Raw genomic sequence first — 25,482 nt, forward strand, 5'->3', positions numbered from 1 at the left:
AGCAAGAGAAATCCGGAAAATTAACACGTGAACAAGCGCAAGAGGAATTAACAAAGTTAGGCGTGAAAATGCCAGAGAAGGGTAAGCATAAAGACATACTTGCTAACTTAGATGAAGCAACAAAGGAAAAAGTAAAGTCTATTTTTGAACAAGAAAAGTCCGGAAAATTAACACATGAGCAAGCAAAAGAAGAATTAACAAAACTAGGTGTGAAACTTCCAGAGAAAGAGAAACATGAGGACATCTTTGCGGGATTAGATGAGGCAACAAAAACAAAAGCAAAAGCGATTTTAGACAATGAAAAGAAACAATTAGAGGAATTGAATGTGGACCTTCCGCATCATAAGTTTTTTATGAAAAAAGAAGATAAATAATTGATCTATGTATCTTTCGTGGGGCAACCGGAAGGTACATATGTGAGGAGGCTTTCTTTTTGGAAGTCTCCTCTTACTTATTGTCATTTTTTGTTGGTAAATCGATATATTTTGAAAATCGCTCATATAATTTTTTACCGCTACACTGCTCCAAAGGTACGAGGAAATTAGAGAAGTGTTGTATCTTCTGTTATAATATAAGAAGAGGAATATTTCCTATGTTATATAAAAAAATATATTGATTTTTTCTAACAATTCAATATAATGAACAATAACTACAGAATTCGACATCAAGAAGTGATGATGAGGACATGATCAATTTTTTACGATTCTCAGAGAGGGAGGCCTTTGGCTGTGAGCTTCCTAATACGGAAAAATAGATTACCACCTCTGAACTGCAGCAGTGAAAGGATACCTAGTAATTGCTTGCCGGCAAAAACCGTTATCTAGACTTGAGAAATTGGTGAAGTGTGTCACTTTACGAATTGAAACAAGGGTGGAACCACGAATACGACACTCGTCCCTTTTTTAGGGAGGAGTGTTTTTTTATTTCATTTTTGCATCACACTAGGATTGGAAGGAGGATACGCAGCATGCATCATGATGAGAAGAACAAAATTGGTTTAACAGTGGCACTTTCTATCGTAGTAGGAACGATTATCGGGTCTGGTGTATTTATGAAACCAGGAAGCGTATTAGATTACTCAGGGAGTTCTAATATGGCCATTCTTGCTTGGGTAATTGGTGGTCTGTTGACGTTAGCGAGTGGTTTAACAGTAGCTGAAATTGGAGCGCAAATCCCGAAAAATGGTGGGTTGTATACGTATTTAGAGGAGATTTACGGAAGTTTTTGGGGATATTTATCGGGCTGGATGCAAACAATTGTTTATGGACCAGCTATTATCGGAACATTAGGTTTATACTTTAGTTCTTTAATGATTAATTTTTTCTATTTAGATAAAGTGTGGAATTTACCAATCGCAATCGGAACAGTTGTGTTCCTTGGCTTTGTAAATAGTATGGGAACAAAATACGGAGGTATCGTTCAAACGATCACGACAATTGGGAAAATGATTCCGATTGTATTAATTGTCGTGTTAGGTTTTTGGAAAGGAAACAGTGATATTTTTAACGTAGTAGTGCCGATATCAGAAAATCAAAGTATCGGTATGGCAATTTTAGCAACTTTATTTGCGTATGATGGATGGATTCTACTTGCTTCGATTGGCGGAGAAATGAAGAATCCAACAAAGTTATTACCGAAAGCAATGACAGTTGGGATTTTAATTGTAACTGCTGCTTACGTATTAATTAACTTAGCGTTATTAAATGTATTACCAGCAGCGAAAATTGTAGACCTTGGAGAAAATGCAACAGCGACAGCTGCGGGCATGTTACTTGGGGAATACGGCGGAAAAATTATTAGTATAGGTATTATCGTTTCTATTTTCGGTTGTTTAAATGGAAAAATTTTAACGTTCCCACGTATTCCAATGTCGATGGCAGAGCGTGGACAACTTCCATTTTCTAAGTTTATTGCAAAGGAAAGTCCGAGATTTAAAACACCAGCAAATGCGATTACTGTTGAGATCATTTTAGGAATTATTCTAATGATTATTAGTGATCCGAATAAGCTATCTGAGATTTCCGTATTCATTATTTATATTTTCTATGTAATGACGTTTATTGGTGTCTTCATTTTAAGAAAACGTAATAAGAATAAAGAGCGTGCGTATAGTGTACCGTTATTCCCAATTGTACCAATCGTTGCGATTTTAGGTTCGTTCTTTGTAATCGGTAGTGCGATTATTAATGATCCGGTAAGTTGTTTCTTATCAATTGGAATTGTATTTACGGGGCTCCCGGTGTATTGGTATTTAAATAAGAAGAACAAAAATGAAGTGTCATGATTGAAAGGTAGGCGTATAATACGCCTACCTTTTTTACTGTAAAAAAATTGTACTTGCTTCCACTTTCTATTTTGGTTACTNNAGTAACCAAAATAGAAAGTGTGGGGAAAGACTTGAATTTTCGTGTTTATATTTTAGCTATCGCGGCTTTTGTAGTCGGAACGGTTGAGCTAATTATAGGAGGAACGCTCGATCTAGTTGCCAATGATTTAGGTGTATCTATTAGTGCAGCTGGTCAGCTCATAACAATATTTTCAGTAGTATTTGCTTTATCAGGTCCGGTTTTATTAGCGTTAACAGGGAAGATTGAAAGGAAAAAATTGTATGTTGGGGCCTTATCAATTTTCTTAATTGGAAATATTATTTCAGCATTTAGTTTAAATTACGGGATGTTAATGTTCTCAAGGGTTGTTTGTGCAGCGAGTGGTTCGCTTATTATTGCACTGTCAGTAACACTTGCTTCTAGCGTTGTAGAACCGCATTTCCGTGCGCGTGCAATTGGAATTATTTTCATGGGTATTAGTGGATCGCTCGTACTTGGAGTACCACTCGGTCTTGTACTCGGCAATGCATACGGATGGCGTGCACCATTTGTATTAATTTCGGTATTAACAGTTATGGCAATCGCTTGTATTTCATTATTCTTAACGAAAGTACCACCGATATCGGTGGTATCAATAAGAGAACAAATTGCTACGTTAAAAGATAAAAAAATTGTGAGTGCACAGTTAACGTCATTTTTATTTTTAACAGGTCATTTAACACTATATGCATATTTAACGCCTTTCTTAAAAGATGTGATGCATGTTGAAGCGAATTGGATTAGTGTATTTTACTTCATTTTCGGGATCGCAGCAGTAATTGGTGGCGGCTTAGGTGGCTGGCTTGCGGATAAATGGGGATCAAAGAAAAGTATTATCTCAATTATTATCGTATTTGCGTGTGCTATCTTCATATTGCCGATGATGACATTCTCATTCCCACTGTTCATTATTATGATGGTACTTTGGAGTATGCTGAGCTGGGCTATTTCACCAGCGCAACAAAACTATTTAATTGAAATTGCACCAGAATCAGCTGGTATTCAACAAAGTTTAAATAACTCAGCCCTTCATTTAGGAATTGCGCTCGGTTCAACAGTAGGCGGAGTTGTTATTGAAAAATCATCTGTTATATATAACGCTTGGGTAGGCGGTGGCTTTATTATATTAGCACTGCTTTGCGCGATTTTCTCGATTACGAGAGGACGTTCTACTCAGCTTGCAAAAAAAGAATCTATCGTTTGATAGGTTCTTTTTTCATTTGTAAAAAATTGAAGGTATTGGTAGAAAAATGGAGAAGGTGTATGTAGCGAGGTGATGGAAAATGATGTCTAATTACTCGGTATTCGGCATGATAATGGCACTACTGCCGATATTGATAGTTATTTTTATATTAAGATGGATTCGTTTCATCTATCAAAATTCAGAGAAACAAGTGGAGCAAAATGAGAAAATTATTGAGCTTTTGACGGATATAAAGGAACAGAATGAAAAGGAGTCTAGGTGAAAAACTAGACTCCTTTTTATTATTTAATTAGTACCTCAACTTCATCAATAAACTTTTAATTTCCTCATCTTCCATAAAAAGATCATGGTGTTTCTGGGTAATTTTTGCAAGTGCAACGTCGTGATAGAAGAATTCTGTAAAGAACTTTACGAAAGGTTGTGACATTGTTTTCATCGCTTGCCATGACTCTTGTTCTACGCCAGCAAATAAAATTTCACGATCGTCAACGATGAGTAGTAAGTAGCGCTCTAATGCATTAGGCTCTTCAGCTGGGATTAGAAAATGCATGTTTTCTAAGTCTGTTTCTACTTCTCCAACAATAAGAGATTCAATTTGAACACCTTGTTTTGCTTTTTGTTCTAGTAAAGGAAGATATTCTAAAAGAGTATCATTCCAAGCTGAAATACGGATTGATTCTTTTGCACTTTCAACGAGTTCTTTACTTTGAACTCGAATAGAAGATTGCATCTTTAAGCTCCACACACGGTCATCTGTAAATGATTTTTTTGATATGTTTGTTTCCAGTTCTTTAATATTTGATTGGAATTCTGTCGTTAATTTTTCAATTGCTAGCTTTAGTGGTAATGCTGTATACAGTTTTTTCTTTTCTGAAACAGAATCCATTACCATTCCTTTATCGATTAGGCGTGCTAGCACTTCATATATTTTTGCTTTTGGAACACCTGAATGCTTCACAATTGTTGTAGCATCTAATGGTTCATTGCTTGATACGACAACTTCATAAGCTTGGCTTTCATATTGTGAGAAACCGAATTTTTGTAACATAGTTCCCTCCGAACGAATGAGATTATATTTTAAGGATAATGAACTATTTGTTTTTGCACAAGTGGTAGTCCGTTTTCTAATTGTATTAAGGAGAGAATTAATTTCAATTTTTTAATTTTATCTATTATACTTAATATAATGATTAATAAGTTTTTAATTTAATGCGAAGGGATGCTAGGGGGAAGATGTTAAGAAGTTTACGTTTAAAAATTGCGGTAGTGTTTTCAGTTCTTATTTCTATGATGTTCGTAATATTGGGTACAGCTGTGTATCAATTACAGAAAGAAAAGGAAGTGCGTTCCTTAGACGAGTATTCTCAAAATGCGATGGATCTTGTGACAGAGCAACTTACGACATTTGTTCAAAGAACGGATGAAGATATGGGGTATTATGCGAACAGCGAGATGATTCGTAATGTGCTTCAAGATGGGGTTACTCCAGAAGAGGAAGCGTTTTTAACGAAAGAGTTTGCGGAGTATAAAAAGAATCATCCTGGTATTTTAGATTTATATATTGGTACGAAAGATAAAAAAACATTAAGTGCCAATCTTGCTGAAGGTGGACAAGTGCCAGAAGGGTATGACCCAACGACAAGAGCATGGTATAAAGATTCAGAGGCTAATGTAAAAAAGGTTCATTGGGGACAACCTTCTTATGAAATTGCGACAGGCAAGCTAAGTGTAGGGGTTTCTAAAGCAATTACAGCTCAAGATGGATCTGTATTAGGCGTTGTTGCGATGGATGTATCGCTTGGGACGATTCAGAAGTTGCTTCACAATATTCAATACAATAATGACGGAGAAATGTTTATTATAAATGATAAAAATATGGCTCTTGTTTATCCAGAAAAGATAGGGAAAGATGTTTCTAAAGAGCCACTTATGAAGAGCTTAAATAAAGAGGTAACAAAATATGCTGTCACTACATTAAAAGGTGAAGATGTAGTTGTTTATAGTGATTCATTTGATGCGATGAAATGGAAGATAGGAATCTTTTATCCGAAAGAAACAATCGATGGGCTATTAAATAGTACGAGAAATACAGTCATTATGATGGCATGTATTAGTTTATTAGTTGGAATCGTAGCTTCCTACTTGTTCTCAAGAAGATTAGCAAGACCACTGCAATTATTAACGAATCACGTTCAAAAAGTAGCAGAAGGTGATTTAACGCTGCAAATGAAAGTGACAAGTAAAGATGAAGTTGGAGAGTTGACGAAGCACTTTAATGATATGGTTGAACAAATGAATGAAATGGTAAGTAAAATTAAAAATAGCGTATCAACGGTGCAACAATCAACGAATAGTTTACTTTATTTAACGAACGAAACAGTAGCGGCTAGTAGAGAAGTTTCAGGTGCAATGGATGATGTGAGCGGAGGAGCTTCTACACTTGCGAATAGTGTAGATGAAGTTTCAGCTCAGCTCGAGAATATGGCGGAGTCAGTGGAACAAATGAATAGCTCTGTTGATGAAATAAAAGGAGTGGCTGGCAAAGCGGAAGAGGCATCTAAGCAAGGATTAAATACAATGAGGAATTTAGTACGTACGAGGGGACAATCATCGTCGATTGTCGTTCATACAGAAGAAGCATCGGGTAAGTTAGAACAAAGAGTTGGATCGATTCAAAGTGTTGTTGAGCTTATAAAAGGCATTTCGGATCAAACAAATTTACTTGCTTTAAATGCATCGATTGAAGCTGCCCGTGCAGGTGAGCAAGGTAAGGGATTTGCGGTTGTTGCTGAAGAGGTTCGGAAATTAGCGGAACAATCAAAAGAGGCAACCGGAGAAATCACAACGATGATTGGTGATGTACAATTAGAAGTAAAAAGGGTTGTAGAAGTTGTAAGTAAATTGAAAGACATTGCAGATGTGCAAAATAAAGTGACGACAGAGGCGGAAATGGAGTTCCGCACAATTATGTCAGTTGTAAATACGATTAGTACTTCAGTTGAAAAAATTGTAGAAGAGGTACATAACATAGGTTACGAGCAAGGGGAAATTACAGCGGTAATGCATACAATTGCTGGTACGAGTCAAGAAAGTGCAGCTGTTTCTGAAGAGGTACATGCTGCAACGGAATCACAGGTGAATCATTTAGAAAAGGTAGCTCACACGATGGAAAGTTTGACAGAGCATATGAGAGATTTAGAAAGATTAGTCGAGCAGTTTAAAGTGGAAGAGTAACATATTAGTAAAATGATGAGGATTTCGGTAAAATAGACAATGGATATATAAGAAACGATTATAGGAGGAAGACTACTATGGCAATTGTTGACGTGTCGATTATTCCAGTAGGAACAGGTAATCCAAGTGTTAGTGAATATGTAGCAGAAGTACAAAAGGTGCTCGAGAAAAATGCGGATCGCGTGAAGTATCAATTAACACCGATGAATACAGTTATTGAAGGAGATCTTCCTGTTATTCTAGAAGTAATTCAACAAATGCATGAAGTGCCTTATACGAAAGGTGCACAGCGTGTTGCAACAACAATTCGTATTGATGATCGTCGTGATAAAGTAAGCACAATGGAGAAAAAATTAAACTCTGTTCGATCAAAATTATAAGAAAAAGCAGCGATCTTCGCTGCTTTTTTCATATAGGAGGTAAATGAAATGAGTGAAAAGTTTAACGAGCAGTTTGACGGGTTACTAGAGAAATACACTGAGCTGTTACTTGGAGAGAGTAGTGAAGAGCGAAAAGAACAGGTGCAGAAGTGGGCGCTTTATTCTTACATAGCGAAGACGATGCCAGCTTTAGTGAAGCATTGGAATGAGACATATCCAGATGCGAAAGAAGAGATGGTGCAGTTAATTACGGATATTAAAAAGCTGAATGAAGAGAAGCGAAATGAGCAGTGAGAAAATTTGAGGTGAATGTTACCTCAAGTTTTCTTTATTAATATCCTTATATAATTTACATGGAATATAAAGGGTTTTATAGGCATGTCGAATATTTTCGATATGCCTATTTTTGCCCTAGTAAACCCGTTTTTTCTAAATGTCGAAAAATATTTCCTTCATATTTACATGCGAGAATATAGGGTTTTAAATGTTTTTATAGTATTTTGTAAATTATCTAAATAATTATTTGTATCCAATAATTTTAAACAGTGATATAATTTTGAAGAGGGGTAAAAAACAGATAAATCACAGTCATAGGGGTGAATTACATGGAACAATTAATGCGAAATTCGTTTCTTTTCTTATCTAAAAATAAAGCGCTAACAAAACTGGCTAAAAAGTACGGTTTACGCTTTGGTGCAGGTCGCTTCGTCGCAGGGGAGACGATTGAATTAGCGACAGCTGCCATTCAGGCATTAAATAAGCAAGGACTTTGTGTAACAATCGATTATTTAGGTGAATTCGTTGATAATGAAGCGGAAGCAAATGAAATGGCTAACCAATCGATTGAAGCGATCCGTGCAATTGGAAGAGAAGGTCTGGATTCGCAGCTTTCTTTAAAGATGACTTCTATGGGATTAGATATCTCTGATGAAATCGTAATGAACAATATGCGCCGTATTTTAGAAGCTGCAAAAGAAAATGGTGTGTTCGTTACAATTGATATGGAAGACTATACACGCTGCGGGAAAACAATTGATATCTTTAAACAATTAAAATCTGAATACGATAATATTGGTACTGTTATTCAAGCTTACCTATATCGTACAGAAAAAGATATTGAAGACTTAAACGCTTATAATCCTAATTTACGTCTTGTAAAAGGGGCTTATAAAGAACCTGAAGAAGTGGCGTTCCCGGACAAGAAAGATGTAGATGACAATTATAAAAAAATTATTAAAATGCACTTATTAAATGGGAATTATACTGCAATTGCTTCACATGACGAAGCGATTATTGAATATACAAAAAAACTTGCCGAAGAACACAATATTCCAAGGGATCAATTTGAATTCCAAATGTTATATGGTATTCGTAATGAGCGTCAACTTGAGCTAGTCAAAGAAGGCTACAAAATGCGTGTTTACGTACCTTATGGAAATGACTGGTATGGATATTTCATGCGCCGTCTAGCAGAGCGCCCAGCAAACGTTGCGTTCGTATTAAAAGGTATGGTTAAAAAATAACCAAGGAGAAAATACTCCTTGGTTATTTTAATTGCTGAAATGCGTAATGCGCCATTTTTTTCGTATCAGGATATAGTTGCGTGCGAGTAGAAGATAATACGACGTTAATGACGCGTTTACCGTCTTTTTTATCCACTGTTACGACCGTATATTTACCGAGTGCGGATAGACCGCTTTTACTTCCAATCGCATATCGATCGTCATATAGTTCTTCTCGCCCGTAGTTTGCGATCTTTGGAGAGCGCTCTGAAGTATGTAGAGTTGTATGTGTTGTATTCATATATTCTAAAACAACTGGATACTTTAATGCTTCTTTCGTAATAATAGCAATGTCATATGGTGATACTTTATTTCCAAGTGCATCAGCGCCACTTGCATTCTTGAAAGTCGCATGCTTTGTACCGAGTTCCTTCGCTCTAGCATTCATCATTTTCACAAATTCATTTTTTGATCCTGCGATATGTTCTGCAATTGATTCAGCTATTGGGTCTGCACTAATGATAAGCATAAGTTTTAATGCCTCATCACGCTTTAATTTTTCCCCAGCACGAAGTTTAATTTTCTTACTTTGACTTTCTGTTTTAATTGCGTTTTCTGTAATTGTAATTTCTTCATCCTCTTTTACATTCTCTAGTAAAAGAAGGGTTGTCATCATTTTGGCTATACTAGCCGGATAAGAGCGTTCATCTTCGCGTTTTCCATACAAAACTTCACCTGTGTCTGCATCGATTGTAATTCCGTATTGCCCAGTAATATTAGGTTGATCAGCTCTTACAGCTTGTTGTCTGTGTGCATAAGAGAAGAAAATCATCCCTGTAAATAGTGTGGCAATCATTACAATCATAACTATTGTTCGTTTCATCATCGTTCCCTCTTTTGTTTTCCATATGTACAAATAAATTGGGCAGAAAAAGCAGCCATTACCCATTATGCCACGTTCTCTGCCCAAAAATATAGCGTTATTTTTCGCCCATATTATGCTTCTTATATTGTTGGTTATTACCTTGACGTCCTTTTTCCATGCCATGGTTATGCGGACCTGCGTTTCCACTTACACTAGCTGCACTAATTCCAGCCTTTGAAGGGTTCTTCTTAAGTTTTGCCATATATATTCCTCCAGTTTCGTCAGATTATAAAAAGGAAAAGTGTATTTAAACGAAGAAAATACACATGTATAGCATAGCCAAATGAAAGAAAAATATTTATTTCAGAAAATTTTATCAATAAATATATTGCGAAAATTTAAACAGTATCATATATTTATTAGTAGAGGCTCACTCATTGATTGCGACTTATGTCGAAAAATTGAATGAGCATTCATTCAAGAATAGGGGGAGAATTGGATGTTCCAAATTAAAAAGGCTGCTGTTCTAGGTTCAGGCGTAATGGGTTCGGGAATTGCGGCACACTTAGCTAATATTGGTATTCCGACATTATTGCTTGATATTGTACCACCTGCGCTTACGAAAGAAGAGGAAGCGAAGGGACTTACATTAGAACATAAAAGTGTGAGAAATCGTTTTAGTAATACGGCTGTACAGAAACTATTGAAGCAAAAACCAGCTCCTCTGACAGTGAAAGGAAACCTAGCACTGATTGAAGCAGGTAACTTAGAAGATGATCTTGAGCTTCTTGCTGATGTAGATTGGATTATTGAAGTAGTAGTTGAAAACTTAGATATTAAAAAGAAACTATTTGAAAAAGTAGATGCTGTTCGTAAACCGGGTTCTATTGTAAGCTCGAATACGTCAGGCATTTCAGTAGAAAAAATGGCAGAAGGTCGTTCAGACGACTTCCAGAAACACTTCTTAGGCACACACTTTTTTAACCCACCACGATATTTAAAACTTCTAGAGGTAATACCGACGAAAGAAACAGATCCACAAGTATTAAGTTTCATGAAACTATTTGGCGAAGACGTTCTTGGAAAAGGCGTTGTTATCGCAAAAGATACACCAAACTTTATTGGAAACCGCATCGGTACGTACGGTTTACTTGTTACTCTTCAAGAGATGGTAAAACGCGGCTATAGCATTGGGGAAGTTGATTCTGTAACAGGCCCACTTATTGGTCGTCCGAAGAGCGCAACGTTCCGTACATTAGATGTTGTCGGCTTAGATACATTCGTACACGTTGCAAATAACGTATATGAAAATGTACAAGAAGAAGAGCGTGATGTATTTAAAGTACCAGCTTTCATGCATGACATGCTTGAGAAAAAATGGCTTGGAAGTAAAACAGGCCAAGGCTTCTTCTTAAAACAAGGAAAAGAAATTTTAGAATTAAATCCTGAAACGATGGAATACGAAGCGCGTAAAAAATTAAAAGCTGCATCCGTAGAGTTAAGTAAACAAGAAAAAGGATTAGCGAATAAATTGAAAGCGCTTGTATACGCGAAAGACCGTGCAGGAGAGTTGTTATGGAACATCATTACACCAACTCTTTTATACTCTGCAAAACTTCATAAAGAAATTGCTGACGATATCGTTGCAATTGACCAAGCGATGAAGTGGGGCTTCGGCTGGGAGCAAGGACCGTTCGAAGTTTGGGATGCAATCGGCGTTGAAAAGTCCGTTCAAAAGATGGAAGAAAACGGCGTAGTTGTTCCGACTTGGGTGAGAGAAATGTTAGAGAAAGGTTTCACTACTTTCTATAAACATGATAACGGCGATAGCTACTATTACGATAATGGCGAATATAAGCTAATCGAACGTAATAAAAAAGCAATTTCTCTTAAGCAATTAAAAGCGAAAAATGGCGTATTAAAGAAAAATAGTGGAGCGAGCTTAATTGACTTAGGCGACGGTATCCTTTGTTTAGAATTCCATTCGAAGAGTAATGCAATCGGTATGGATATTACACAAATGATTAATTACGCTGTTGATGAAGTAGAGAAAAATTATAAAGGTCTTGTTATCGGTAACCAATCGAAGAACTTCTGCGTTGGTGCGAACCTTGCAATGATCTTAATGGAAGCACAAGATGACAACTACTTTGAAATTGAGTGGGTTGTGAAAAACTTCCAAGATGCAATGACGAAAATTAAGTATTCTTCTAAGCCAGTTGTAGCAGCACCATATGGTATGACGCTTGGCGGAGGTACAGAAGTTTGCTTACCAGCTGCTAGCATTCAAGCTTCTAGTGAAACGTATATGGGCTTAGTAGAAGTTGGTGTTGGCTTAATCCCTGGCGGAGGCGGTAATAAAGAGCTATACATTAAACACTTAAATAAAATGGCAAACGGTGTAGAGTTTGACCTACAAAAGGTTGCGAATAAAGTGTTCGAAACAGTAGCAATGGCGAAAGTTTCAACTTCAGGACAAGAAGCAGTTTCTCATAACTTCTTAGGTGATAAAGACGGTATTAGTGTAAATGGTGATCACTTACTATACGATGCGAAACAGAAAGCACTTGCTTTATATGAAGCTGGTTATAAAGCGCCAATCCGCAAAAAGATACCGGTTGTTGGTGAAACGGGATATGCAACTCTTGCACTTGGTGTAGAAGCAATGCATTTATCTGGTTACATTTCAGAGTACGATCTTCACATTGCGAAGAAACTTGCATATGTCATTGCGGGCGGAAAAGTGCCGTACGGAACAGAAGTTGATGAGCAGTATTTATTAGATGTAGAACGTGAAGCATTTATTAGCTTAGTAAGTGAGATGAAATCACAAGCAAGAATGCAGCACATGCTTGTAAAAGGAAAGCCATTACGTAACTAATAACGAGGGGAGATATCGTTCATGAGAGAAGCTGTCATTGTTGCGGGAGCAAGAACACCAATTGGAAAAGCAAAGAGGGGTTCATTAAAAACAGTTCGTCCTGACGATCTAGGGGCGTTAGTAGTAAAGGAAACGTTAAAGCGTGCAAATTATGAAGGACCAATCGATGATTTAATTTTCGGTTGTGCGATGCCAGAAGCAGAACAAGGTTTAAATATGGCTCGTAATATCGGCGGACTAGCAGGACTTTCTTACGATGTTCCAGCTATTACAATTAATCGTTACTGTTCTTCTGGTTTACAAAGTATCGCTTATGGAGCAGAGCGCATTATGCTCGGTCACTCTGAAGCTGTATTATCAGGCGGAGCGGAATCAATGAGTTTAGTTCCAATGATGGGACACGTGGTTCGTCCGAATAGTCGCCTTGTAGAAGCGGCTCCAGAATATTATATGGGCATGGGACATACAGCAGAGCAAGTTGCTGTGAAATATGGAATTTCTCGTGAAGAGCAAGATGCATTCGCAGTAAGAAGTCACCAACGTGCAGCGAAAGCATTAGCTGCAGGTAACTTTGCTGATGAAACAGTATCTGTAGATGTAACATTACGTACTGTTGGATCAAATAACAAACTGCAAGAAGAAACAATCATTTTCGCACAAGACGAAGGTGTAAGAGCAGAAACGACGCTAGATATTTTAGGTAAGTTACGTCCAGCATTTAACGTTCGTGGTTCTGTAACAGCTGGTAACTCTTCACAAATGAGTGACGGTGCAGCATCGGTACTATTAATGGATCGTGAAAAAGCAGTGAGCGATGGCATGAAGCCACTTGCGAAATTCCGTTCATTCGCAGTAGCGGGTGTACCACCAGAAGTAATGGGAATCGGCCCAATCGCTGCAATTCCAAAAGCGTTAAAATTAGCTGGCTTAGAGCTATCTGATATCGGCCTATTCGAACTAAATGAAGCATTCGCTTCTCAATCGATCCAAGTTATTCGTGAACTTGGTTTAGATGAAGAAAAGGTAAACGTAAACGGCGGTGCAATCGCACTTGGACATCCACTTGGCTGTACAGGAGCAAAACTAACACTATCTCTTATTCACGAAATGAAACGCCGCAACCAACAATTCGGTATCGTAACAATGTGTATCGGCGGCGGAATGGGAGCAGCGGGAGTGTTTGAATTACTATAAAAAGTGCAGGTGGATCGCTCAGAACAGGAGGGCGTTGGAAGCCCTGACGAAGAGGCGCTTTTTGCCTCACAGGAAGGGGTGAAACGACCGACTGTTCTAGCCACCGGAACTGGATTATGAAAAAAAGTGGAAGCGGCTCGCTCAGAATGTGAGGGGGATGGAGCTTCAGACGTAGAGGCGCTCTTTGCCTCGCAGGAAGAAGAGAAGCCACCGAACATTCTAGCCGCTGGAACTGGATTATAAAAAAGAATGGAAGCAACAAAGGTTTATAAAAAATAAACGGGAGAGCCAGCTTCTTTCAAAAAGAGAGAAGCTGCTCATGAAAATATGAAGGAGGAAATTTTCATGGAAAAAACAGTAGGAAATGCGGTTAAAGGCGGTAGCTTTTTAGTAGATGAGATTACAATTGATCAAGTGTTTACGCCAGAAGATTTTTCATCTGAGCATAAAATGATTGCAAAAACGACAGAGGACTTTATCGTAAATGAAGTTCTTCCAGAGCTTGAATATTTAGAGCAACATGAGTTTGATCGTTCTGTTCGTCTTTTAAAAGAAGCTGGGGAACTTGGTTTATTAGGCGCTGACGTACCAGAAGAGTACGGCGGAATTGGCCTTGATAAAGTAAGCTCAGCGTTAATCGCAGAGAAATTCTCTCGCGCTGGTGGTTTTGCAATTACTCACGGTGCTCACGTAGGTATCGGATCTTTACCAATCGTATTATTCGGTAACGAAGAGCAAAAGAAAAAGTATTTACCATTACTTGCAACTGGTGAAAAATTAGCTGCATACGCATTAACAGAGCCAGGTTCAGGATCTGATGCATTAGGTGCAAAAACAACGGCACGTTTAAATGCAGAAGGTACACATTACGTATTAAATGGTGAAAAGCAATGGATTACAAACTCTGCATTCGCTGACGTATTTATCGTATACGCAAAAATTGATGGAGAGCACTTCTCAGCATTTATCGTAGAGAAAGAATATGCTGGTGTATCTACAAGCCCAGAAGAAAAGAAAATGGGTATTAAATGTTCATCAACTCGTACGTTAATTTTAGAAGATGCATTAGTACCGAAAGAAAACTTACTTGGTGAAATTGGTAAAGGTCATATTATCGCGTTCAACATTTTAAATATCGGCCGTTATAAATTAGGTGTTGGTACAGTTGGATCTGCGAAACGTGCAGTAGAAATTTCAGCACAATATGCAAACCAACGTCAACAGTTCAAACAACCAATCGCTCGCTTCCCGTTAATTCAAGAGAAACTTGCGAATATGGCAGCAAAAACATATGCAGCTGAAAGTTCTGTATATCGTACAGTAGGTCTATTCGAAAGCCGCATGAGCACATTATCTGAAGAAGAAGTAAAAGACGGTAAAGCAGTAGCAGCTTCTATCGCTGAATATGCAATCGAGTGCTCTTTAAACAAAGTATTCGGTTCTGAAGTACTAGACTATACAGTAGATGAAGGTGTACAAATTCACGGTGGTTACGGATTTATGGCAGAGTACGAGATTGAAAGAATGTACCGCGATTCTCGTATTAACCGTATTTTCGAAGGAACGAACGAAATTAACCGCCTAATCGTACCAGGTACGTTCTTACGTAAAGCGATGAAAGGTGAATTACCACTTCTTCAAAAAGCACAAAAATTACAAGAAGAGTTAATGATGATGATGCCAGAAGAAGTAGGCGATGAGCCATTAGCACTTCAAAAATATTTAGTAACTAACGCGAAGAAAATCGGCTTAATGGTAGCTGGATTAGCTGCTCAAAAATACGGTAAAGCATTAGATAAAGAGCAAGAAATTCTTGTAAATATTGCTGACATCGTAAGCAACCTATATGCAATGGAGTCAGCTGTTCTTCGTACAGAAAAAGCAATTAAAACAACTGGTCTTGAAAAGAATAAACAAAAAGTGTTATACACTGAAGTATTCTGCCAAGAAGCATTCAACGAAATCGAAGCAGATGCGAAAGAAACACTTATCGCAGTTGAAAACGGCGACATGCTGCGCATGATGTTATCATCGTTACGTAAATTAACTCGCCACACACCACTTAACGTAATTCCGAAGAAACGTGAAATTGCTGCGAAAATTTTAGAAGATGAGCGTTACACAGTTTAATAGCTGTAAAGAAAAGTAGTCGTATAAACGGCTACTTTTCTTTTTTTTTGTAAAAATGAAATTTTTAGTGACATAAAACTAATGTCATTAGTATAATAAAACTAATAGTATTAGTTTTTGTGAAAAGGGAGATGGAAATATGAGAATGATACATGAAAAAACGGTATATCAATTGTCATTTTTGCCAAGAGTGTTTCCTGTGAATTGTTACTTTGTGGAGGAAGAAGATGGTTTAACTTTAATTGATGCTGCTTTGCCATACAGTGCAAAAGGAATCTTGCAGGCGGCTGAGAAAATAGGGAAACCAATTACGAATATTGTATTAACGCATGCTCATGATGATCACATCGGTGCGTTAGACGCATTAAAGGAAGTACTTCCTAATGTTCCAGTCTATATTTCTAAGCGGGACGCAAAGCTGTTAGAAGGAGATACGACGTTACAAAAGGGTGAACCGAATATACCGATAAAAGGCGGTGTACCTAAAAAAGTAAAAACGGTACCTGATGTGTTATTGGAAGATGGCGACCGAGTTGGATCGCTTCTTGCGATTATGACACCGGGACATACGCCAGGCTCCATGTCGTTTCTTGATGTACGGAATAAAGCTCTTATTGTCGGGGATGCATTCCAAACAAGAGGAGGTATGGCTGTTTCGGGACAAATGAAATTTTGGTTTCCGTTTCCTGCGATGGCAACGTGGAGCAAAGAAATATCATTACAAAGTGCAGAGAAGTTAAGCGCATATGAGCCTTCTTTACTTGTGGCAGGACATGGGAAAATGATAAAGGATCCAGGCGCTATTATAGAGCTTGCTATTAAGGAAGCTAAGCAGAATATAGAAAGTAGAAAAGAGGGTTAATTTATGTCACCGAGAATCGGACTTACATTACAGAAAATTGTAGAAACAGCGGCAGAAATTGCAGATATAAATGGAATACAAGAAGTAACGTTAGCTTCATTAGCACAAAGATTAGGGGTACGTTCGCCCTCGCTATACAATCATGTGAAAGGTTTACAAGATGTACGGAAAAATCTTGGTATTTACGGAATCAAACAGCTGCATAGCAGGCTGGAAGAAGCGGCTGAGGGTAAATATATGGATGAAGCAATTCATTCTTTAGGAAAAGCGTATGTAGCATTCGTACGCAAACATCCTGGACTGTATGAAGCAACTTTTTTACGAGATGAAGAAGTAAGAAAAGCAGGTGACGGAATTGTAAAGCTTTGTCTTCAGGTTTTACAACAGTACGGCTTAGAAGGAGAGAATGCACTTCATGCAACACGTGGATTCAGAAGTATTTGTCATGGATTTGCGTCGATTGAACAGCAGGGTGGATTTGGTATGCCACTAGATTTAGATATAAGTTTACATGTATTATTGGAAACGTTTATTAAAGGATTACATGTGATGCGCAAGTGAATAGGAAGCGAGACAACCAAAAACCTTAGAAGCAATTCTAAGGTTTTTTTGTGCATATGATTCGAAAAGAATGGTAGGCTTTTTCTCATGAAATGATATCATTTTGCAGGTTTGAAAAATGTATATATCGCTAAGAAAAAGCAAACGAAACTGAATGCGATGGGATCTTGATATGGACTAGGTTCAGAGCCCTTCTGGATTTCTGTAAGGAAGTCATGTGTTTTCATGTTCATTGCTCCTTTAACTAATAAGTTTTATATGATACGAGGGTTATGGTGGATAGAAGGTGTTTTTTGAAAATTCATATAATAATCATTGTATAGTAATTTGATTCCAAAAACTATATAATACAAAGCTTTCATGATATGTAAAATTGCATATTATTCTTTTTGAAAAATTTGTTATATTATCTATATATTTGTATTAAAGGGTTTTTATTAAGGTAATGAAAACAAATGGAGGAATAGTATGAGAAAAACAGTATTAGACGCGTATAATGCAAAAAGAGAAGTAGATAACATAACATATAAAAATCTAGTTGTAACGATTGCAAGCATTCTAGGGTTCTCACTCTTAGGGGGATTATTCCTTGCTTTAGCCCTTGGAATTTTTGGAGAAGAGGTATTACGTGCTAATTTAGAGGGATATTATTTACTTCTATTTGATGCAGCTGTTGTTACTATTGTTTTATTTGCTTATAAACCAGTGCTTCATTTTATTAAGAACATATGGGATGTATCTGTTTTAAAAAATGGGAAAACCTACTTGTATTTATTAATAGGTTTTATCATCATTGCATTAACTCAGTATGTAATGTTAGAGTTGTTTAGCTTTGAAAGTGCAGAGCAGCAACGAGATCAATTAGGGAGCTTAGGACTTCAAAATAGTCTACAAAGTATTATATATGTGTTAAGTGTTGCTATAATTACACCAATTAAAGAAGAAATTTTATATAGAGGTATTTTGTATCGATTTTTTGAAAAGAAATATAGTTTTCTAGTTGGTATCATTATTTCTTCCTTTATCTTTGGGATTCTTCATGGTGGTTTTCCGGTTACGGCAATGATTATGGGGATTGTATTTGCTATGTTATATAAGAAAACACAATCTATTGTACCTAGTATCATTTTACATATTGTATGGAACCTACTTGTGAGTATAAGTATGATTGTTTCTTTATAAAATTGAATGAATATTTAGCAGAAAAGATGAATGGCCTAGCTATTCATCTTTTATTTTGTTTATATGTGGGAAAAGTTGATGAATACAATCCAAAAAGAACTAAATACTAATGATGAATGAACAAAGAAAGGCGGGTATGTTATATGCAAAATTTAACAGAGCTTGAAGTAGAAAACTTACGTCATTTAATTGGTGGACACGCAACAATTATTAACAAGTTGGAGCAGTATGCACAGACGTGTACAGATCCACAACTGAAACAAATGTTACAAAAGGATGCGCAAGATGCACGAAATACGAAACAGCAATTAATGACTTTCCTAGGATAGGAGGAAGCGACAGATGAATGAAAAAGATATGGTAAATGATTATTTAGCAGGATTGAATGCAAGTTTAACAAGTTATGCAAATTATATTTCTCAGTCTGATAATGAACAGTTACACCAAACATTAATCCAAATTCGTAATCAAGATGAGACGCGTCAACGTAATGTGTATGAGTACGCAAAGCAAAAGAGTTATTATAAACCAGCAGCACCTGCTAATCCGATGATTGTGCAGCAATTAAAGAGCCAATTAAGTGCAGAGTAGTGTGCAGAAAAAACGAGCGAATGAAGTCGCTCGTTTTTTTGTTTTGTACATGTCAATCAATATATAATAAATATTTTTCCAGTTGTAACAAATATGACGAAAATGGAATATAACAATTCACAAAAAGGACATAAACTTTGCTCAATATTTCACAAAGTATCCATGGTTTCTATCGTGAGAACCTCTATAATTAGGAGTGTAAAGAACAAAAGAAATAGATTATATGATCAATTAGGAGAGATTGCTATGAAACGAAATACAAGAAAAATTGCAATTATCGGTACTGGATTAGTTGGATCAAGTTGTGCGTATTCTATTGTGAATCAAGGAATTTGCGAAGAGCTATTATTAATTGATATAAATCATGAACGTGCAGTTGGGGAAGCAATGGATTTATCACATTGCATTAACTTTACAAATACAAGAACAAAAGTATATGCAGGAAGCTATGGAGACTGCAAAGATATGGACATCGTTATTATTACAGCAGGACCAGCACCAAAGCCTGGACAAAGTCGCTTAGATACTTTAGGAGCGAGTGCTAAGATTATGGAAAGTGTTGTTGGCGGCGTAATGGAAAGTGGATTTGATGGTATTTTCTTACTTGCCTCGAACCCAGTTGATATTATTACATATGAAGTGTGGAAATTATCTGGATTGCCTAGAAATCGTGTGATCGGTACTGGTACATCATTAGATTCTTCTCGCTTAAGAACAATTTTATCTGAAATGTTACATGTAGATCCTCGTAGTATCCATGGGTATTCATTAGGAGAACATGGTGATTCTCAAATGGTTGCTTGGTCACACGTAACTGTTGGTGGAAAACCAATTCTGCAAATTTTAGAAGAGAAAAAAGAGCAATTTGGTGAAATAGATTTAGATGAGATCGTCGAGAAGACTGCAAAAGCCGGATGGGAAATTTATAAACGAAAAGGTACTACTTATTACGGAATCGGAAATTCTCTAGCATATATTGCAAGCTCAATCTTTAATGATGATCACCGTGTAATTGCTGTATCGGCTATTTTAGATGGTGAGTATGGTGAATATGATATTTGCACAGGAGTACCAGCTATTATTACTAGAGACGGTATAAGAGAAGTTGTAGAACTAAATTTAACAGAGGATGAAGAATCTCGATTTGCAAAATCAAACGATATTTTACGTGATTATATGAAAACAATTGGTTACTAACTTATAGGAGAAGGTGAAACAAATGAAGGAATATATAATGTCTCGTGTATTTAAAGCATCAGCTGGAATCGCACAAGGTATTTTCGTATCCCTTGGAATTGGTTTACTGATCGAAAATATAGGAAGAATTGTTGATATTCCATTACTTATTACAATCGGAGTTGTTGCAAAATCACTTATGGCACCGGCGATTGGTGCCGGAATCGCTTTTATGCTCGGTGCAAACGGTCTTGTTATCTTTTCGGCGATGGTAGCTGGAGCGATTGGTGCCGGATCTATTTCAATGACTGAAGCGGGTCTAATCATTAAAACAGGGGAGCCAATCGGTGCATTATTAACAGCAACTTTAGCTGTATATATTGGTAAACGTTTAAGCGGAAAAACTGCTTTAGATATGATGCTCGTTCCATTTGCAGCAATATTAGGTTCTGGTTTAGTAGGTATTTGGTTATCCCATAATATTACTCCCGTATTAAATGCAGTTGGAGCGTTCATTAAAGATAGCTCAGCTGGTAGCCCGTTCATCGCTTCTATCGTTATTGCAGTAGTTTGGGGACTATTACTTATATCTCCAGCTTCATCAGCTGCGTTAGCGATCGCACTTAGCTTAGATGGTGTTGCAGGTGGTGCTGCTCTTGCAGGCTGCGTTGCTCAGTTTATCGGATTCTCTGTCATCTCAGCGAAAGAAAATAATTTAGGTGGCATATTAGCTCAGGCGCTTTGTACTCCGAAAGTACAGTTACCGAACATTACTAAAAATCCAATGATTCTTGTCCCAACTGTCGTCGCCAGTGCTATAGTTGGTCCGGTATCTGCATTAATTTTCCAACTAGAAGCAGGAAAAGAAATTGCAGGTCTTGGATTAAGTTCTCTCATCGCACCAATTAATTTAATTTCCAGCCAAGGATGGGAAGTTCTCCCGGCGATGGTAATTACTTATATCGTCATTCCAGTAGCTGTTTCTTATATACTTTACATTGCTCTTAAAAAATCCGGTCGTATTCATTCTGGTGATATGACTGTACCGCAATCCTAAATTGAAAATCTCCTTACTAATAGATAAAAGCAGACTGAAGCCACAGTCTGCTTTTTTGTTATGCTACATTCTATGATTTTGTTTTACTGGAACTCTTATTGGTTCTTTGGCTAATAAGAGCTGAACGCCGAAGTATAGTATGCTTGCAAGCGTCATTCCAGAAACGGCATCTACAAAGGCATGCTGCTTCGTAAATAGCGTTGATAAAATAATAAGTGTACCGAAGAAAGTAAGGATGTAATATTCAAAAGCATGCTGTTCTCTACGTTTAAAAGCGGCTAACATAATTACAAATGTAGTAAGAACGTGAATGCTAGGGAAACAGTTTACTGGTTGATCGATACTATAAATATAGCGAACTAGTTCAGAAAATACATCTGTTCCAACGACAGTCGGACGCGGTACAGTTGTTTGCCAAAAATAATAAATAGAAAAACAAGCAAGCTTTCCAAAAATAACACTACTTAAAGTGACGTAATATTGCTTTCGGTCAGCAAAGCAGTAATAAATAAGTGCGCCGTATAAGTATGGAAACCAAAGTAAATAAGGAATAATAAATGCTTTTACAAATGGAATCCAATCATCTACTACAGTTGTAACGTCTACTGCGTGAACAGTTGTTTTATTTAATACATCGTAAAGGGGACTTACGAGTACGAGTAGAAGTATATAACTTAACGGAAGAAAAGATGAAAGTTTAAATTTCTTCATGTTGATCTCCTATGTTTAGTAATGTAAGTAAATTCAATTGATTATAATATAGAAACGTGAATTGGGCTATCGATTTTACTTACATTTTCTTGAATTCACCTTACGTTTTTGTCACTTGACTAAAAAGAAGGGGAGGGTGCTAAATGAAGCGTTTATCGTATTTCTTATTTTTTATATTGATATGCCTAGTGAGTGCTGGGTGTGCAAAGGATAAAGAAGGAGAGAAATTAGAATATAACGGAAGAGCACTCGTAATTGGAGTTGTTGGAGAGAAACCGAAAGATACGTTTAGAAATGTAAAGTTTGAAAGTATAAAGTTAGAAGAAATGCAGGAGAAATCAGCAAAAGTTGATGGTTTTTTCGTTATGAAAGAATACTTTAAAGAGGCATCAAAGGAGCAGTATACGGACTTATTTTTATCGTTAAAGAAGCCGGTATTTTTTATTGGTTTGCAAGATAGACCGTATTTAATTTTTACTAACAAGGATTTAGATTATGATAATACCCCGAAGGATAAAACGATGACGTATACGCAAGGGTTTGTAAATATGGGGAACCCTGAAGGTCAATATTGGGGTATGGGATTATATAATGATACTGTTTCCGATCGAAATATTCATAATATGTATATAGTAGTGTTTCAAACCATTTCGGATTACTTAAGTCGATGATGAAGGAGCCTGTAAAAAAGGCTTCTTATTTTTTTATAAACGTTTATGTAAGGTATATGTTCGCTAGGAAAGAATTAATGTAGCTCAAAGGCTAACAGAAGAAAATAAGAAATTAATCAAACGTTTGTTTAAGATGTATGTTCGGTAGGAAGAAACCATTGTAATTCAAAGGCTAACATAGAAAATAGCAAATTAATCAAACGTTTGTTTAAGATGTATGTTCGGTAGGAAGAAACTCATGTAGTTCAAAGGGTAACATAGAAAAATAAGAAATTAATCAAACGCTTGTTTAAGATATATGTTTGGTGCAGAATCTAAAAAAATTTATATATTTATTTTTTCTTAGAAAATGGCGGAAAAATAAGAAAAATTGGCAGGATTATTAAAATTTATCACGAAATAAGTAAAAGTTTAGCGAATAATCGTTTGAAATAATAAAATGTTTTCTATATGATAAAGGTAAAGGTTAGTAAAAAAGTAGGTGAATTTATGACAGTAACATTTTATTCATATCCAAAGTGTGGCACATGTCAAAAGGCAAAGAAATGGTTTGAGGCAAACGATGTAGCATATGAGATGATTCATATTGTTGAAAATCCACCATCAAAAGAAGACTTACGTAATTTACATGAAAAAAGTGAATTACCATTAAAAAAATTCTTTAATACAAGTGGAATGCGTTACCGTGAACTTGGTCTGAAAGATAAGTTGAAAGATGCAAGCGAAGACGAAATGTATGAGCTTTTAGCATCTGATGGCATGTTGATTAAACGTCCAATTGTAACAAATGGAACGAATGTAACACTTGGTTTTAACGAAGAGCAGTTTGAAAGTGTGTGGAAAAAGTACCAATAAGGTATTTTTACATAATTAATACATTCACTGGAGGTACAGTCATGAGCATTCCAAATAATTTACGTTACTCTGAAGAACACGAATGGGTAAAAACTGAAGGTAATGAAGTTGTTATCGGTATTACTCACTTTGCACAAGGTGAGCTAGGCGATATCGTATTCGTTGAACTTCCTGAAGTAGGCGCAACAATCGAAGCTGACGAGCCATTCGGAAGCGTAGAATCTGTTAAAACAGTTTCTGAGTTATACGCACCTGTAAGCGGTAAAGTTGTAGCAGTAAACGAAGAATTAAGTGACCAACCAGAACTTGTTAACGAATCTCCATACGAGGGTGCATGGATGGTTAAAGTTGAACTTTCTGATGCAAGCCAAGTTGAGAAGTTATTAACTGCAGAAAAATATGCAGAAATGACAAACCAAGACTAATTATAGTCGACTAAAGGACAGCCTTTGTGCTGTCCTTTTTTATTTTTTGTTAAATAATGAATGTAGAATCATATACTAATTATCGTGTAGGAGAACGTTTTTTGAAAAAACTTTTCCGTTTAATCTTTATGCAGGTCTAGCCGCTTTTGCTTTTCATTGTATAGATTTTCATGTCTAAGAACCTTCCGCACGAGAAGACAAAAAGCGTCTTCTGTACGGAAGAATCTTAGCCAACAGGGCTAAACAGTCGGTTCCGCTTTTCTTTATTGTCCAGCTCCAGCGGCTAGAACAGTCGGTCATTTCACTCCTTCACTTGAGGCAAAAGGCGCCTCTAGTTCAGGAGTTCCAATGCCCTCCTGTTCTGAACGAGCCGTTTCCGCTTTTCTTTTTGCAAAAATAAACAGGAAACAACATGAAAATAACGAATATACTATATACTAAGTTCAAGGTTGTATAGTATATGGTGATCGGGTGATGACATATGATTTATGTAGAAAAAGTCATTATTGTAGAAGGTACATCAGATAGAAGAAAGATTGAATCTATTATTCGTGAACCGGTGGAAATTGTTTGTACAAATGGTACAATTGGTTTGTCGAAAATGGATGAGCTCGTTGATCAGTTTTTTGATAAGGAAGTGTATGTGCTAGTGGATGCTGATGATGCTGGAGAAAAGTTAAGAAAACAATTTCGAAAAGAATTTCCGCAAGCAGAGCATATCTATATTGATCGCTCGTACCGAGAGGTGGCAACTGCGCCATCTACACACTTAGCAAATGTATTATGGGGAGCCGACATTGACGTTTATACAGAATATTTACGGTAAGGAATGATAGAAGTGATTGACTGGACAGGAACCGAAGCTACAGCCCTAATAGAGAACGAAGAAAAAACAGTATTATATGTATATACTCCAATGTGTGGAACATGCCAATTAGCAAAAAAGATGTTAACAGTCGTTGAGATGACCATTGAAGGCCTCAAAATTGGGATGTTAGATTTAAATTATGCTCCGCATTTAGCGAAAGAGTATGGAATCGAAAGTGTACCGTGTTTACTTGTTTTTGAAAATGGGACACTCATGAAGAAGATATATGCATTTCATTCGGTTGAATATTTATATATGGAATTAAAGTAGGCGGCAAAGTTTTTGCCGCCTCGACATATTTCTCGGGAAATATGTCGAGATGCAGGATGGATACAGTATTTGTCGAGCGAAAATAACAGGATTGCTCTTTAGTGAGAGGGAATGATATGTAATAGAAAGTGATATGAAGGATGTGATTTAGGATGAAATTATATTCTTTGCTGCAATCATTTGTAAATTACGCTAATGGTCAATATCATTTAGAACCGCTTTTAAGACAAGAAGAAAAAACTGTTAATTTCCGCTTTGGAGATGAAAGTTGTTCGTTACAAATTTCAAGAGATTATATAGAGCTGCTACATGAGGAAAGAGGAACGGAACAAATCATTTGTTTAGATGAAAAGGATATAGAACAATTGGTGAATGGCAATGTAAGATTGCAAATGTTAATGAATGATGGACGTGTACAATATTCGGGAACGTATCGAACGATGCTATTAGTTGAATCAATGTTTCATATATGTAAACCGATGTCAGTAGGTGCTTAA

27 protein-coding genes, 2 pseudogenes and 1 other annotated feature are annotated in these 25,482 nt (G+C 36.7%); of the genes and pseudogenes, 25 read left to right on the forward strand and 4 right to left on the reverse strand.

The window, feature by feature from the left end:
* The 4 genes and pseudogenes from COK05_RS11550 to COK05_RS11565 all read left to right on the forward strand — a co-directional run.
* Positions 1-374: pseudogene (locus tag COK05_RS11550) on the forward strand (hypothetical protein); the annotation flags it as partial.
* A gap of 291 nt (positions 375-665) precedes the next feature.
* Positions 666-902 (forward strand) — a binding site (T-box leader).
* A 65-nt stretch (positions 903-967) separates the two neighbouring features.
* On the forward strand, positions 968-2,284 hold the full coding sequence (locus COK05_RS11555) for an APC family permease (protein WP_098612692.1): 1,317 nt from the start codon (positions 968-970) through the stop codon (positions 2,282-2,284).
* Positions 2,285-2,385: 101 nt separating this feature from the next.
* Complete coding sequence (locus COK05_RS11560) at positions 2,386-3,570, forward strand: MFS transporter (protein ID WP_141539060.1); 1,185 nt, start codon at positions 2,386-2,388, stop codon at positions 3,568-3,570.
* 79 nt (positions 3,571-3,649) lie between these two features.
* Positions 3,650-3,832 carry a hypothetical protein gene (locus COK05_RS11565; RefSeq protein WP_098612694.1) on the forward strand — a complete coding sequence of 61 codons (183 nt, stop codon included), beginning with the start codon at positions 3,650-3,652 and terminating at the stop codon, positions 3,830-3,832.
* 27 nt (positions 3,833-3,859) lie between these two features.
* Here the strand turns inward: COK05_RS11565 and COK05_RS11570 are convergent, their stop codons facing one another.
* On the reverse strand, positions 3,860-4,618 hold the full coding sequence (locus tag COK05_RS11570) for a TrmB family transcriptional regulator (protein WP_098612695.1): 759 nt from the start codon (positions 4,616-4,618) through the stop codon (positions 3,860-3,862).
* Positions 4,619-4,860: 242 nt separating this feature from the next.
* Between COK05_RS11570 and COK05_RS32160 the strand changes: the two are divergent.
* From COK05_RS32160 to COK05_RS11590, 5 genes and pseudogenes are all read left to right on the forward strand, one after another.
* Positions 4,861-5,856 (forward strand): annotated as a pseudogene (locus COK05_RS32160) (cache domain-containing protein); the annotation flags it as partial.
* 123 nt (positions 5,857-5,979) lie between these two features.
* The gene (locus COK05_RS32165) at positions 5,980-6,804 is read left to right on the forward strand and encodes a methyl-accepting chemotaxis protein (protein ID WP_440898750.1); all 825 of its coding nucleotides are present in this window, start codon (positions 5,980-5,982) and stop codon (positions 6,802-6,804) included.
* A gap of 77 nt (positions 6,805-6,881) precedes the next feature.
* Positions 6,882-7,184 carry an MTH1187 family thiamine-binding protein gene (locus COK05_RS11580; protein WP_001018862.1) on the forward strand — a complete coding sequence of 101 codons (303 nt, stop codon included), beginning with the start codon at positions 6,882-6,884 and terminating at the stop codon, positions 7,182-7,184.
* Between the two features lie 48 nt (positions 7,185-7,232).
* On the forward strand, positions 7,233-7,478 hold the full coding sequence (locus COK05_RS11585) for a YusU family protein (RefSeq protein ID WP_098612697.1): 246 nt from the start codon (positions 7,233-7,235) through the stop codon (positions 7,476-7,478).
* Positions 7,479-7,789: 311 nt separating this feature from the next.
* A complete protein-coding gene (locus COK05_RS11590) occupies positions 7,790-8,707 on the forward strand; it encodes a proline dehydrogenase family protein (protein WP_000436780.1) in 918 nt (305 codons plus the stop codon).
* A gap of 22 nt (positions 8,708-8,729) precedes the next feature.
* On the opposite strand, the gene COK05_RS11595 is transcribed toward COK05_RS11590, so the two are convergent.
* On the reverse strand, positions 8,730-9,569 hold the full coding sequence (locus COK05_RS11595) for a D-alanyl-D-alanine carboxypeptidase family protein (RefSeq protein ID WP_098612698.1): 840 nt from the start codon (positions 9,567-9,569) through the stop codon (positions 8,730-8,732).
* 97 nt (positions 9,570-9,666) lie between these two features.
* Positions 9,667-9,813 carry a YuzL family protein gene (locus COK05_RS11600; protein ID WP_098612699.1) on the reverse strand — a complete coding sequence of 49 codons (147 nt, stop codon included), beginning with the start codon at positions 9,811-9,813 and terminating at the stop codon, positions 9,667-9,669.
* Between the two features lie 237 nt (positions 9,814-10,050).
* Between COK05_RS11600 and COK05_RS11605 the strand changes: the two genes are divergently transcribed.
* The 10 genes from COK05_RS11605 (at position 10,051) to COK05_RS11655 (ending at position 21,185) form a co-directional block, all read left to right on the forward strand.
* Complete coding sequence (locus tag COK05_RS11605; RefSeq protein ID WP_098612700.1) at positions 10,051-12,432, forward strand: 3-hydroxyacyl-CoA dehydrogenase/enoyl-CoA hydratase family protein; 2,382 nt, start codon at positions 10,051-10,053, stop codon at positions 12,430-12,432.
* Between the two features lie 21 nt (positions 12,433-12,453).
* Positions 12,454-13,626, forward strand: a complete 1,173-nt coding sequence (locus tag COK05_RS11610; protein ID WP_001206343.1) for an acetyl-CoA C-acetyltransferase — start codon at positions 12,454-12,456, stop codon at positions 13,624-13,626.
* A 345-nt stretch (positions 13,627-13,971) separates the two neighbouring features.
* On the forward strand, positions 13,972-15,756 hold the full coding sequence (locus tag COK05_RS11620) for an acyl-CoA dehydrogenase family protein (RefSeq protein WP_000416287.1): 1,785 nt from the start codon (positions 13,972-13,974) through the stop codon (positions 15,754-15,756).
* A 139-nt stretch (positions 15,757-15,895) separates the two neighbouring features.
* Positions 15,896-16,618, forward strand: coding sequence for an MBL fold metallo-hydrolase (locus tag COK05_RS11625; RefSeq protein ID WP_098612702.1), 723 nt, complete (start codon positions 15,896-15,898; stop codon positions 16,616-16,618).
* A gap of 3 nt (positions 16,619-16,621) precedes the next feature.
* Complete coding sequence (locus tag COK05_RS11630) at positions 16,622-17,179, forward strand: TetR/AcrR family transcriptional regulator (RefSeq protein WP_098612703.1); 558 nt, start codon at positions 16,622-16,624, stop codon at positions 17,177-17,179.
* A gap of 468 nt (positions 17,180-17,647) precedes the next feature.
* On the forward strand, positions 17,648-18,361 hold the full coding sequence (locus COK05_RS11635) for a CPBP family intramembrane glutamic endopeptidase (protein WP_098612704.1): 714 nt from the start codon (positions 17,648-17,650) through the stop codon (positions 18,359-18,361).
* A 143-nt stretch (positions 18,362-18,504) separates the two neighbouring features.
* Entirely contained in the window at positions 18,505-18,690 is a 186-nt protein-coding gene (locus COK05_RS11640; RefSeq protein WP_001180555.1) for a hypothetical protein, read from the forward strand.
* A 13-nt stretch (positions 18,691-18,703) separates the two neighbouring features.
* Positions 18,704-18,952, forward strand: coding sequence for a spore coat protein (locus tag COK05_RS11645; RefSeq protein ID WP_098612705.1), 249 nt, complete (start codon positions 18,704-18,706; stop codon positions 18,950-18,952).
* 246 nt (positions 18,953-19,198) lie between these two features.
* The gene (locus COK05_RS11650; RefSeq protein WP_098612706.1) at positions 19,199-20,149 is read left to right on the forward strand and encodes an L-lactate dehydrogenase; all 951 of its coding nucleotides are present in this window, start codon (positions 19,199-19,201) and stop codon (positions 20,147-20,149) included.
* Positions 20,150-20,171: 22 nt separating this feature from the next.
* The gene (locus tag COK05_RS11655; protein ID WP_098612707.1) at positions 20,172-21,185 is read left to right on the forward strand and encodes a PTS transporter subunit IIC; all 1,014 of its coding nucleotides are present in this window, start codon (positions 20,172-20,174) and stop codon (positions 21,183-21,185) included.
* A 63-nt stretch (positions 21,186-21,248) separates the two neighbouring features.
* On the opposite strand, the gene COK05_RS11660 is transcribed toward COK05_RS11655, so the two are convergent.
* Positions 21,249-21,896 carry a phosphatase PAP2 family protein gene (locus COK05_RS11660; RefSeq protein ID WP_098612708.1) on the reverse strand — a complete coding sequence of 216 codons (648 nt, stop codon included), beginning with the start codon at positions 21,894-21,896 and terminating at the stop codon, positions 21,249-21,251.
* A 143-nt stretch (positions 21,897-22,039) separates the two neighbouring features.
* Between COK05_RS11660 and COK05_RS11665 the strand changes: the two genes are divergently transcribed.
* The 6 genes from COK05_RS11665 to COK05_RS11690 all read left to right on the forward strand — a co-directional run bounded on the left by COK05_RS11665 (position 22,040) and on the right by COK05_RS11690 (position 25,482).
* Positions 22,040-22,567: a hypothetical protein gene (locus COK05_RS11665; RefSeq protein WP_098612709.1), complete on the forward strand. Its 528-nt coding sequence runs from the start codon at positions 22,040-22,042 to the stop codon at positions 22,565-22,567.
* 489 nt (positions 22,568-23,056) lie between these two features.
* Positions 23,057-23,422 (forward strand): arsenate reductase family protein, encoded by a 366-nt coding sequence (locus COK05_RS11670; RefSeq protein ID WP_000218969.1) that lies wholly within the window; start codon positions 23,057-23,059, stop codon positions 23,420-23,422.
* Between the two features lie 41 nt (positions 23,423-23,463).
* Positions 23,464-23,847, forward strand: a complete 384-nt coding sequence (gene gcvH / locus COK05_RS11675) for a glycine cleavage system protein GcvH (protein ID WP_000026896.1) — start codon at positions 23,464-23,466, stop codon at positions 23,845-23,847.
* Positions 23,848-24,328: 481 nt separating this feature from the next.
* Positions 24,329-24,673: a toprim domain-containing protein gene (locus COK05_RS11680; RefSeq protein ID WP_000640870.1), complete on the forward strand. Its 345-nt coding sequence runs from the start codon at positions 24,329-24,331 to the stop codon at positions 24,671-24,673.
* A 3-nt stretch (positions 24,674-24,676) separates the two neighbouring features.
* Positions 24,677-24,985: a thioredoxin family protein gene (locus COK05_RS11685; protein WP_098612710.1), complete on the forward strand. Its 309-nt coding sequence runs from the start codon at positions 24,677-24,679 to the stop codon at positions 24,983-24,985.
* A 152-nt stretch (positions 24,986-25,137) separates the two neighbouring features.
* Positions 25,138-25,482, forward strand: a complete 345-nt coding sequence (locus COK05_RS11690; protein ID WP_098612711.1) for a hypothetical protein — start codon at positions 25,138-25,140, stop codon at positions 25,480-25,482.

Origin of the sequence: Bacillus cereus (genome assembly GCF_002567495.1) — a bacterium.
Lineage (GTDB): Bacteria > Bacillota > Bacilli > Bacillales > Bacillaceae_G > Bacillus_A > Bacillus_A cereus_AQ.